The organism is Microbacterium sp. Bi128 (assembly GCF_918698205.1).
The window spans coordinates 1-1,792 of record NZ_CAKKMM010001063.1 but is presented as its reverse complement, the minus strand read 5'-3'; the positions used below and the strand labels follow the sequence as shown (position 1 = coordinate 1,792).

Sequence of the window (1,792 nt, the reverse complement as noted above, 5' to 3'; positions counted from 1 at the left end):
GGATCCGCTCGGCCTGCTGGGCGGCCTCAAGGGCAAGGAGCCCGTGCCCTGCATTGAGCGCGTCGTCGCTGATGCCAATGAGGTCGGACGCATCGGACGCCGACACCGCTCGCGCGTAGGACTCCACCAGCCTGGCTTCCGGGCCGTCGACTGCGCCGCTGCTGAGGGCGAGGGCTTCGGCGCCCGAGGTGTCACCGCCGCGGAGCGCGAGCCGCCTGATATCGGTTTCAACGCCCCGCAGGCTCTCGTGCAGGGCCTCGTCCGCCAGCCGCGCCAAAGCTCCTGCACCGCTCCCTCCGGGCCCTTCTCCGGGTTCAGCCGCCCGGCAGTACGCCTCTGCCAGCAGGTGAAGGGTTTTCGGCTCCCGGTACTCCGAGAGCCGGTAGGCCAGCACATGCTGGCTGGCCTCATGGTGGCGTCCGACGGCGCCTGCGGCGTAGGCCGCAACGGCGCGCGCAAACGGCAACAGACCTAACGGGTCGGCGATAGTAAGCTCTTCGACACTCAGCCGAAGTTCGGCCAAGCTTTCACGCATCCTGCCCTGGCGCAACCGCGAATAGCCCCGCATGAGGTGCAGCATGCCGCCGCTGTACAGCAGACGCCCAGGCTCACGGGCCGCGTAATCGTCCAGGACATTTCCGAGCCGGTCCCAGTCGCCTGCCCAGATCAGATTCAGGCAGTGGCGCACCACGAGGTCCTCGTAGACCAAGGGAAGTTCCAGGCTTGCGGTTCGGGCGCCGCCCCATGCCTCTCCGTCCAATCGCAGCCCTGCGCGGAGTTGACCTTGGGCGGTCAAGAGTTCGGCGAGGAGGGAAACTGCCGGGACCCGGATTTCGGGATAGGCGCCGGCCGCGGCGATGAGTTCGCGCAGCACGGTTCCAACTGCCATGAACTTGCCGTCCCACGAGTGACTCAGAAGCTCTGTGGCCAGTCCCCCGGCAGCTGTCACGTCCGACGGCCGTCCCGCCGGAGCGCGCCCGGAAAGGTCGGTGCACGTTGCGAAATCCGCAGACAGTGAATCCCGGGCCCGCGATTCCAGGAGCTCTGGTTCCATGGACAGTCCAAAGGCCGGGCTGTGCGTCCCGGCGTCGGCTTGCTGTTGCCGGGCCGGCGTTGCGGACCCGAGCCGGGCTGCGAGGAGGGCAGCCAGGTAGGACGGCCGTCCGGAGGGCACCGGCTGTGCGGCCCCCAGACACGCCACAGCGGCCTCGGTGCGCCCCGCGATGAAGTGCGAATAAGCCAACTGGATCCGGGCCTCGGGGAGGAACCGGGCGTCCCGGATGGCGCCAGCCACCCGGGACGCGGTCGCAGGGTCCAGGTCCGTGTTCGCGGCGACAGCGGCCTGCAGGAGCTGGATCGGAGGGATCTCTACGCCGCAGTCCATGGACCAGCGCAGCCGGTTGAGGGCCGCTCCCGGCGCGGCGGCCCGTGCCGACGGAAGCGACAACACGCTCGAACGCAGGGCCGAACTGCGGCCGGCCGGGACCCGCTGGCGGATAATCTCGCCAAGGATCGGGCTGGCCGCCCGAACCAGCCGGTCATGACCCGTGGAGACGGCAATGATGCCCGCGGTGTCCAGGGCATCAACGGCCTTGGGACCACTGATCCGCAGAATCTGGGACAGGGATAGCGGTCCGGCCATGGCAATGATCGTGGCGGCGGTCTTTTCCTCCGGTGTCATGGAGCGCAACTGCCGGTCCACAACGTCGGCGGCCGGAACTTGGGCCATGTCGGGGTTGGCCAGCAGGAACCATACTCCGTGCCGGAGGCCCAAGGCGCCGCTGGCCCGGGC

Annotated in this window: 1 protein-coding gene; it reads right to left on the bottom strand. The window is 69.1% G+C overall.

What is annotated here, in order from left to right; genetic code table 11:
* The coding region (locus LQV45_RS29775; RefSeq protein ID WP_230010743.1) for a hypothetical protein at window positions 1–1,702 on the bottom strand (1,702 nt) is incomplete at its 3' end.
* Window positions 1,703–1,792 lie beyond the last annotated feature (90 nt).